Below are 9,152 nucleotides of genomic sequence, written 5' to 3'. Positions count from 1 at the left end.
GGGACAACCCACTCCCAAAGCTCATGGGGGTCAATGTTCGACGCCGATCCGGGGTCAACTTTGCGCGCCGATTGACAGTCACCAACCATGGTGCCACAGTTAAATATGTGTTCGGGGACATCTTGCCGCCGATTTCGGGTGGTGGTGCCGCGCCTGGTAATGGTGACCGCGCGACCGCAGACCTGATGACGGCGTATTGGACCAAATTCGCGACCAAGGGCGATCCCAACGGCTCAGGTCTTCCCGTTTGGCCGTCTTACTCGGGAACGGATCGCGGGTTCTCGCGCTCGGCCCTGATCATGTAGCGGCTGTTAATGAGGCAGGAACTCCTCGCTTTAGGTTCATCCAGTCATACCGAAAGTCCGGTCGATTGCCCGAGCGTTGGCGTATGGTGATGCCGTGATCACGGCATGTTCGGCAACCTTCGTGCCGTCGGCAAGCAGGCCCAGCTAGACACCGATGCCATACCGCCAACCTATCTCTCATCATAAGCGGTGCGTGCGGCGATGAAGTCCGGCAATTAATCGATCGTCCACAGCCAGAGCGGCTGGACCTGGTCGATGAGCGACCGGCCGAGCGGGGAGCACCACCCGTGCGCGTCGGTCTCGATGAGTAGCCCGTGGCCGACCAGCCGGCCGGTTAGCCCCGCGCTCTGTCCGTCGAACAGCGCGCCTCCGATCGGGCAGTCGGGGTGACTGCTTAGACGCAAGCTCGGCGAACCGATCAACCGCGATGAACGGGGAGCCCTGGCGGGACATTCCCGGTCTTGTCAGAATTTGTAGCCGGCCCGTACGCCCCACCAGCGTGGGCGGCCATATGCGATTTCCGAACAGCCGCACAGCGTAGTAAGATCAAACGAGGTGACCGCATAGCGTTTGTCAAACATGTTATCGAGCATCAGCGCGATGCTGATGCCGCTCGTGTCCGAAGCCCACGTCACCGATCCGTTGAATAGCACGTATCCGGGCAGCTTTTGCGAGTCGAAGTTGCGAATATTGGTGAAGAACGACGAGTTGTAATGGCCGTTTACGTTGAACGTCAGCTTACCGCCGACCATGTCCGCCCGGGGCGTGTAGCTCACCTCGCCGCCGATCTGGCGGTGCGGCGTGAATGTCGGATCGACATTGCGGAGCACGCCGTCCGTAATCTGGAGGTTCTTGACCTTCGGATCGACGATCGAGCCGTTCACCGTCAGCCTCAGTCCGCTCGCCGGTTCGATCGATGCTTCGATCTCGGCACCATATGTACGGGCATTCCGGTTCTGCGTGTAGCCGGATGCGTTGGAAAACAGGAACGCCTGGTAATTGTGATAGTCATAATAATAGCCCGACAGCGCGACGTATCCGCGAATCGCGGGGAAGCTCCGCTTCAACCCGCCCTCATAGGCCACCAGAGTTTCGGGATCATAGGATATCACGCTCAGCGGCAACGGGGGCGAGCCGTCCGGCAGCTGCGAATTGTAGTTGCCGGCCTTCACGCCGCGATTGACGCCGACATAAAGCAGCGTGTCGCCGTCCGGCCGATATTCCAGCTGCACCTTGCCGGTCCACAACGTCTGCGTCCGCCGGTTCTCATAGCCCCTCAGCGGAGTGAAGAGGGAGACGCTGGTGTCTAGCGCATAATTGTTCGTGATCGGGAACGCGCCAGAGGATACGTCGAAATGCTGATGCTCGCGGATGACGCGGCTGCCCACGACCAGGGTCAGCTTGGGCGCGAATCTGTATTCCGCCTGGCCAAACAGCGAACCCGACGTATCCGTTAGATGGTTGACGTTGCCGAGATCGATCCCGGTGGTCGGGAACCCGACGATCGCTGCGAACAGCGAGTTTGCGGGCGCGACATAGGCCAGATCGGACCGCGTCTTGATCCGGAGGAAATAGGCTCCGGTCGTCCACGTCAAGGGACCGGAGACGCCGGTCACGCGCACTTCCTGCGACACGTCACGCGTGTCGGCGTCCGACCATACGTCGACGAAGTTGAGCGGCGACGAATCGCCGTCCAGCCCGAAATGCTTAGTCAGCTTCTTCCAGTTGGTGATCGACGTCAGCGTGGCACCGCCCAAGTCGTAGTCGATATGAAGCGCTACGTCGTAGCTGCGGACCCTTTCCGCATTCCTCTGCGAATAATCGCTCCCGAACTGAAGCGTCCGCGCAGAAGGTGCGAGATAGCCGAACCAGTCTGCGCCCGGAACGCGCGCGGCGGGCGATCCGCCGATGCCGGTATAATTGCGGCCATCCGGCCCGATTGCGGAGCGCGTCTCGGTCGGTGAGGCGTAGATGCCGCCGACGATCCCGCCATTGGCGCTGACCACGGGCACGGTCGCGATCTGGTTGTACGGCGCGGTCGAGAGGATGTCGCGCGACGCCGATCCGGTGGCGCGGATCGTGAGACGGTCGCTGGGCTTATATTGGAGCTGGAGGCGGCCCGCCAGCGTGTTGTCGTTGCCGGCATCGTCGCAGCAGTCCGGGATCGGCTTCGTCCCGGCCTCGCTGCCGCTTGTGTTGCCCGGGTAGATGTTCTTCATCCAAGGATCGTAGCGGTTCCAGTAGAGCGACGCGCGATATTCGAGCGTGTCGCTTATTGGGCCGCCGATCGCACCCTCCAGCTTCGTCTGGTTGTATCGGCCGTACGTGAAGTTCATGTAGCCGTTGGTGGTGCTGCTCGGCTTCGCGACGATGAAATGGACGAGCCCCCCGGTGGCGTTCCGTCCGAACAGCGTGCCCTGCGGGCCCTTCAGCACCTCGACACGGTCGAGATCGAACAGCCCGAACGTCTGCCCCTGCGGGCTCGGAACGTAGGTGTCGTCGACATAGACCGCGACCGGGCCTTCGACAAAGTCGTTGATATCGTTCTGCGTCACGCCGCGAATGGAAAATTGCGAGAACTGGCCGCCTCCGCTCGCCGAGACGAAAGCGCCGGGCGTGACGCGCGCGACATCGACGCTGTTGACGATGGCCCGCTGCTGCAACTCACCACCCGAGAAGGCCGTGATCGCGATCGGTACGTCCCTGACGCTTTGCGATCGGCGCTGCGCCGTGACGATGATTTCACCGGCATCCGGACCGCCGGCCAGGGGAGCATCTTGCGCTGCGGCGGCTGACGCGAACGCCGATGAGAGAATCGACACACCGGCAAGCAGTATACGGCGATACATGGTAACGGCCCCCTTTTCAGGCGCCGGCTTTTGGCTCTGGCGCAGCGGTTTATGCCTTCGGCGTCATCCCTCAAGCGTCGGTGAAAAGCCGTTCAGGCTGTCGCCGGCTTTCGATCAGTCGCGCAGTCTCAGGTTACAGGACGATGATCCAAATTCAACGATTAAATTTCCATGCTAAGTATCGTTCGATTCGCTAGCTCCGGTGCGATGGATCGGCGCCCAGGATTCGAGATCGAGCCGAACCGCGTCCATCGCTTCGCTCAGATGACGGTACGCGTCCTCGCCCAGGAACAGATGCCGGGGGAGCACGTCGCGATCGAGCGTGGCGAGGATAGCCAAGGCGGCAAGATCGGGATCGCCGCCCTCGTGCCCATGTGCGGCGCCGAGGATCGCTTCGGCGCGGTGGGCACTGGGGGCGTAGTCCGGCAAGATGGTCTCGGCCTTCTGGAGCGACCTGCCGGAAAACTGCGTCCGCATCCCGCCGGGAGCGACGTTCATCACGCGGATCCCGAGGTGGCGGACCTCGTCCGCCAAGGTCTGGCCGAGGCATTCCAGCGCGAACTTGCTCGCTCCGTACCAAGCGGTGCCGGCCCACGGCGCATGTCCGCTCATCGACGTGATGTTCAACATCGTGCCCGCGCGCCGGGAGCGCATGAAGGGCAGCACGGCCTGCATCACGGCAGCCGCGCCGAACAGGTTGACCTCGAACATCGCCCGCGCCTGGGCGAGGCTCGTCTCCTCCACCGCGCCGGTGAGGCCGTAGCCGGCGTTGTTGACAACGACGTCGAGCCCGCCGCTGGCGCTCTCGACCGCCGCTACCGCCACGGCGATCTCATCGGGATCGCGTAGGTCCAGGAGGATACTATGCGCCCGTGTGGGATCGAGCGCGTCGAACCGCCTCTGGGCATCCTCGGATCGCACGGTGCCATATACGCGGTCGCCGCGCGCAAGGGCCGCTTGCGCGAGCGATCGCCCGAGACCGCCGGCAACACCTGTAATGAACCAAGCAGCCACGATCGCGCCTCCCATCATGTCCGTCGCCGGCGGCAGATGCCGTCGCCGCCGGCCCTATCCCCACGCGCCTATGGCCATGCCGGACCAGGGCGGCGAGAATGTTCTAGAACAAGAAACTCTAATGTAATATACCGTGAACATCACCTGACGCTGCCGATGTCAACCTGATGTTTTTCAGGTCCGCGCGAATCTTCAGCGACTCGCGAAGCGGCGGATCAGGAGCGGATGGCGGCCAGTGCGGCGCGGTCCGGCACGTTGACGGCCGGTCCGGAGGCGATCAGGTTTCGACAGCCAGTCTTATGAACGATGCGAAAGGCAAGCAGCATGACGACAGACCCCGCGATCGCTGCCCCGCCGTCCGCCCGGGATCCCCGGTTGTCGGGCGTTACCGGCAACATGCCGCGCGAATCCTCCGCATCCTCCGGCCGGCCGGCGATCGTGGCCGATGGCTTGCGCAATGCGCCTCTGCTGGCGGGGGCCGTGGCCGGCACCCTGCTCGGGACCACGCCCACACTGGGCGCCGTTTTCGGCATCTTCCTTGTGCCGATCGCGACTGAGTTCGGCTGGTCGCGAACGCAGGTGGCCGGCGCCTTCTCCGCCATGGCGGTCGCAGCGATGATCTTCTACCCGGTAGCCGGGCGTCTGGCGGACAGGTTTGGCACGCGCGCCGTGCTGCTCGCCGGGTTCGCCCTTCAGGGCGTGTTCACGCTGGCCTTGTCGCGCCTGATCCCGAACGCGGCGCTATATTATCCGGCGTTCGCACTCGCTGGCGCGGCGGGAGCGCTTTCGAGCAACATGGTGATCGCCAAGCTGCTGTCGCAGCGATTCGACCGCGGACGCGGCTTCTGGATGGGGTTGGTGGGCGGTATTGGCAACGGCGTGGGGTCGATCCTCCTGCCGATCCTCGCTGCAAGCCTGCTGGTCGGTCATGGCTGGCGAGGCACGTTCGTCATCATCGGATGCATCGTGTTGCTGGTCGGCCTGCCGATCATCTGGTTGACGATGAAGGAGCCCGCGAGCCGACCCCCGGCCGCCGGCGAGCCCGTCGCCGCGATCCTGTCCCCGCCCGAGATCGGTTTGGGCGAAGCGCTGCGGCGCCCGCTCTTCTGGGTTATTTTCAGCGCCGTTCCGATCGGCGGCGGCTTCCTGACCGGCGTCTTCATGAACGTCGCTCCCATGCTTCAGCAGCGCGGCGTCAGCTTGGAGCAAGCGACCTCGGTGATCGCGCTGTTCGCCGCGGTCACGGTGCTGTGGGAGCCGCTGGTGGGCTACATGCTGGATCGAACCAGCCGCCCGCGGTGCGTGGCGCCCTTTTACTTCCTGGCCGTGGCGGGCCTGCTGATCCTCGCCAACGCGACGCATTTCGGCGTGTTGCTGCTGGGCGGCGGACTGGCGGGGATCGGCCTCGGCGCTGAGTTCAGCGTGCTGCCCTACGTCCTGTCGCGCTATTTCGGTTTGGGCGCGATGGGTGCGATCTCGGGGGTCGCCTTCGCCGGCGTGCTTGGTGCGACCGCCTTGGCGCCCATGCTGCTGAACGGGGGGTTCGATATGCTCGGCAGCTACAAGCCCGGCGTCTACGTGGTCGCCGGCTGTATCCTCTATACCGCGACCGTTTTCCTGTTCCTCGACACCTATCCCGATCGGCCGGGCGAGGATGCCGCCGCCTGAGTGTTCGCACGAAGGCCGGAGAACGTCAGCGCGTCCCGCCGCCGACGTGGGCCCGCGCCAGGATTTCGTCTACCTCCGCGCGCGACGGCGCGGATGCCCCGGCGCCCTCCCGCGTCACCGAAATCGCCGCCGCCGCATTGGCGCTGTGAAGCGCGTCCTCCAGCAACGCGCCCCGGTCCAGCGCGGCCGCCAGCACTCCGCAAAAACAGTCGCCCGCACCGATCGTGTCGATGGCGTCCATCCGCAAGCCGGGCACGCGGACCGAGCGATCCTGTCCGACGCACAGGCACCCGCTTGCGCCGAGCGTGACTATGACATGCTGGTCGGGCCGCGAGAGGAGGCCGCGGGCGTGGTCGACGATGTCCGCCTCGCGGTCCGGCACGTCGGGCAGGCGCGCAAACATCTGCAGCTCCGTCTCGTTCAGCACCAGAATGTCGACCAGTGCGAGGAGCGGATGACCCGCTTCGATCGCGGGCGCGGCGTTCAGGATGCGGATGCCGCGTTCGGCGTGTCGGGTGGTGAACAGAGCCTCAATCGCCTCGGGCGTGGCTTCGAACTGCGTCAGGAAAACATCGGCGTCGGTGCGGGCGCGGGCGACCTCGGCGGCTTTGAAGGCGGCGTTGGCCCCGGCGTTGACGATGATCGTGTTGGCGCCGGAACGGGCGAGCGCGATCAGCGCCTGCCCGGTCGGCCGATCGGCCAGCACCGCCACGTCGCCTGCGTCGATGCTTTCGCCGGCCATGACCTCGCGCAGGCCCGCGCCGGCAGGATCGTCGCCGACCGCCCCCAGCAGGCGGACCGCGCCGCCGTGCCGCACGGCGGCGATCGCCTGGTTCAGCCCCTTGCCGCCCGCTCTGTGCGTGACGCCGGTCGCGGCCACGGTCTCGCCGCACCGCGGCAGATCGTCGACCGCTGCGACGACGTCCTGGTTGATACCGCCCAGCACCACTATCGTCATCGCGCGACCTTCACCTCCACGCCTGCGGGGCCACGCCGCGCGGCTTGGCTTCCCAGCGTTATGGTGGTCATGTCGATCGTCCCGTACTGGAAGTAATCGGGCTCGAACGCGACGTCGTCGTCCGGATGGCGCGCGCCGAGCACGTAGAGCAGCGGCCAGAAATGGTCGGGCGTCGGCACAGCGACGCTCGCCGCCTTGCCGAGACGCGCGAAGTCGACCACCTTTTTGGGTTCGTCGTCGAGGATCGCTGCCTTGATCGCGCGGCTGAACTGCAGCGCGAGCGGGTGGACTGGCACGTCCTCGCGCCGGTCGAGCGCCTGCGTGTTGTGGACGATGTTGCCCGTGCCCATGATCAGGACGCCTTCGTCGCGCAGCGGGGCGAGCTTCCGACCCAATGCGTAATGTTCGGCAGCGCTTCTGCCCGCATCGAGGCTAAGCTGCACCACCGGAATGCCCGCCTCCGGCCACGCCTTCATCAGCACCGTCCAGCAGCCATGATCGAAGCCCCACGCATGATCCGCCGAGACGGGGACGGGTGTGAGAAGCTCTCGCACCCGCCGCGCGAGCGCGGGATTGCCCGGCGCGGGATATTTGAATTCGTGCAGGGCGCGCGGGAAGCCGACGAAATCATGGATGGTAGGCGGGCGATCCTGCCCCGTCACCTGCACGCCGCGGGTCAGCCAATGCGCCGATATGCACAGGATCGCGCGCGGCCGCTGCATGGCCCGTGCCAGCGCATGCCAGCTGCGCGTCGTCTCGTTCTGCTGAAGCGCGATGACCGGACTGCCGTGCCCGAAGAAGATCGTGGGAAGGCGGCTCACCTGGGACTGACCTCTTGACCTGTGGGCACCGCGGACCAGCCCGACTCGGCGCTGCCGCGCGATCATAAATCGGTGCATCGCGCTGGAAATGGCGCGCGGCGCTATGCCCCGCATTCATCCGATCGATTGCCGTCGCCGGCTGCGATCTGCAGGCGTGGCTATAGGGTTTTCTTATGGCGGACATTGACGGTGGTGGAGTTGGCTTGGCGGGTTTGATGGCTGGAAGGTGGGGTGGTGGCGGCTGTGCGCGGTGGCGCTGGGGCCTGGTATCGGGGTGGACGGATGGTGCTGGAGGCGCTGGTTGTGGAGCGGGCGCGGGCGTTCGTTGCGGCGGCGGCGGGTTCGGTGGGTCCGGTGTCCGAGGCGGGCATCCTGCCGCGCGAGGGCTATACGAGCGCGCGGCTGTGGGCGTTCGAGCGCGCGGCGATCTTCGGCCGCGAGTGGCTGTGCATCGGGCATGTGAACGAGGTTCCGCAGCCTGGTGATCACCTGCCGATGACGGTGCAGGACGAGCCGCTGCTGCTAGTGCGCGACAAGGAAGGCGCGGTGCGCGTGCTGTCGGGCGTGTGCCAGCATCGCGGGCATCCGATGGTCGGCGGCCTGAGCGAGCATCCGCTGGATGCGCCGGCGCTGAACGCGCCGCTGCTGGTGTGTCCGTATCACAACTGGAGCTATGCGCTGGACGGTTCGCTGGTCGGCGCGCCGGACATGCGCCGGACCTGCCCGCTGCCCGAGTTGCGCCGCCGTATCCGGCTGCCGCAGATCCGCTCGGAGATCTTCCACGGCCTGGTCTTCGTCAACTTCGACGAGGCGGCTGCTTCGCTGGCGCCGCGGCTGGCCAAGCTGGATGCGGAGCTGCGCACGATCCCGCTGGCCGAACTGGTGCCCGCGCAGCAGCATTCGCAGCGCGGCCTGAGGTGGAACTGGAAGCTGCACCACGAGAATGCGCTGGAACCCTATCACACCAGCTTCGTGCACCGGAACTATCATGACGCGGTGCCCTCCAGCCTGACGGTGTTCGGCGCTTATGAGGATGGCGACTGCGCGGTCATGCGGCATACCGGCTTTGCCGCCGGCGAGGGCGGCGACCTGTTCGAGGAGGGCGGCGTGCGCCGCCTGCCGGACATGGCGGGGCTGAGCGAGGCGCAGCGCAACCGGGTGACGTTCGTGGCGGTGCTGCCGAACCTGGTGATGGTGATCCAGCCCTCGCTGGTCACGATCACGATGCTCGACCCCACCGGCCCCGGCACGCTGGATAGCAGGCGGCTCAACCTCTATCCGCGCGAGGTGATCGAGGATGCCGGCTACCGCGCGTTCGCCGATGCGCAGTTCGAGCGGATCAAGATCATCGTCGGCCAGGACGCCGCCACCCAGATCGCGCTGCAGACCGCCTACAAGTCGCGCCACGTGCCAAAGGGCACGCTCGCCTGGCTCGAATCCTCCATCCCCCAGCTCAACCAGTGGGTGCTCGACGCCTACCGCCGCGCACTCCAGCACAGCAACCCGCACCCCCCCCCAATCAGCCAAGCCGCCTGAT

Annotated in this window: 8 protein-coding genes; 3 read left to right on the top strand and 5 right to left on the bottom strand. The window is 65.8% G+C overall.

Translation table 11 applies throughout. The annotated features are described in order from the left end of the window. The coding region (locus tag HUU94_RS08320; RefSeq protein ID WP_217429594.1) for a carboxylesterase family protein at positions 1-305 on the top strand (305 nt) is incomplete at its 5' end. 215 nt (positions 306-520) lie between these two features. Here the strand turns inward: HUU94_RS08320 and HUU94_RS12675 are convergent. The 3 genes from HUU94_RS12675 to HUU94_RS08305 all read right to left on the bottom strand — a co-directional run bounded on the left by HUU94_RS12675 (position 521) and on the right by HUU94_RS08305 (position 4,183). Further along, positions 521-709, bottom strand: coding sequence for a hypothetical protein (locus tag HUU94_RS12675; protein ID WP_217429593.1), 189 nt, complete (start codon positions 707-709; stop codon positions 521-523). Between the two features lie 60 nt (positions 710-769). Next, complete coding sequence (locus HUU94_RS08310) at positions 770-3,154, bottom strand: TonB-dependent receptor (RefSeq protein ID WP_174274619.1); 2,385 nt, start codon at positions 3,152-3,154, stop codon at positions 770-772. A 174-nt stretch (positions 3,155-3,328) separates the two neighbouring features. Continuing rightward, positions 3,329-4,183, bottom strand: coding sequence for an oxidoreductase (locus tag HUU94_RS08305; RefSeq protein WP_254602057.1), 855 nt, complete (start codon positions 4,181-4,183; stop codon positions 3,329-3,331). A gap of 309 nt (positions 4,184-4,492) precedes the next feature. On the opposite strand from HUU94_RS08305, the gene HUU94_RS08300 reads away from it, so the two are divergent. Next, complete coding sequence (locus HUU94_RS08300; RefSeq protein ID WP_174274617.1) at positions 4,493-5,836, top strand: MFS transporter; 1,344 nt, start codon at positions 4,493-4,495, stop codon at positions 5,834-5,836. A gap of 25 nt (positions 5,837-5,861) precedes the next feature. Here the strand turns inward: HUU94_RS08300 and HUU94_RS08295 are convergent, their stop codons facing one another. Further along, positions 5,862-6,794 carry a ribokinase gene (locus tag HUU94_RS08295; protein WP_174274616.1) on the bottom strand — a complete coding sequence of 311 codons (933 nt, stop codon included), beginning with the start codon at positions 6,792-6,794 and terminating at the stop codon, positions 5,862-5,864. Further along, complete coding sequence (gene ygiD, locus HUU94_RS08290) at positions 6,791-7,615, bottom strand: 4,5-DOPA dioxygenase extradiol (RefSeq protein WP_174274615.1); 825 nt, start codon at positions 7,613-7,615, stop codon at positions 6,791-6,793. Before ygiD ends, HUU94_RS08295 begins: the two co-directional genes overlap by 4 nt. A gap of 234 nt (positions 7,616-7,849) precedes the next feature. Between ygiD and HUU94_RS08285 the strand changes: the two genes are divergently transcribed. Continuing rightward, positions 7,850-9,151: an aromatic ring-hydroxylating oxygenase subunit alpha gene (locus tag HUU94_RS08285; protein WP_174274614.1), complete on the top strand. Its 1,302-nt coding sequence runs from the start codon at positions 7,850-7,852 to the stop codon at positions 9,149-9,151. Position 9,152 lies beyond the last annotated feature (1 nt).

The organism is Sphingomonas bacterium (assembly GCF_903644055.1).
Taxonomy (GTDB): Bacteria; Pseudomonadota; Alphaproteobacteria; order Sphingomonadales; family Sphingomonadaceae; genus Sphingomonas_I.
Note: the sequence above shows the minus strand (reverse complement) of the source record. Positions and strands in the feature narration are given on the sequence as shown.

Bases quoted from the DNA above. Each gene is read 5' to 3' on its own strand.
- HUU94_RS08310 (WP_174274619.1), bottom strand. From the start codon at position 3,154: ATGTATCGCCGTATACTGCTTGCCGGTGTGTCGATTCTCTCATCGGCG.
- HUU94_RS08305 (WP_254602057.1), bottom strand. From the start codon at position 4,183: ATGGGAGGCGCGATCGTGGCTGCTTGGTTCATTACAGGTGTTGCCGGC.
- HUU94_RS08300 (WP_174274617.1), top strand. From the start codon at position 4,493: ATGACGACAGACCCCGCGATCGCTGCCCCGCCGTCCGCCCGGGATCCC.
- HUU94_RS08295 (WP_174274616.1), bottom strand. From the start codon at position 6,794: ATGACGATAGTGGTGCTGGGCGGTATCAACCAGGACGTCGTCGCAGCG.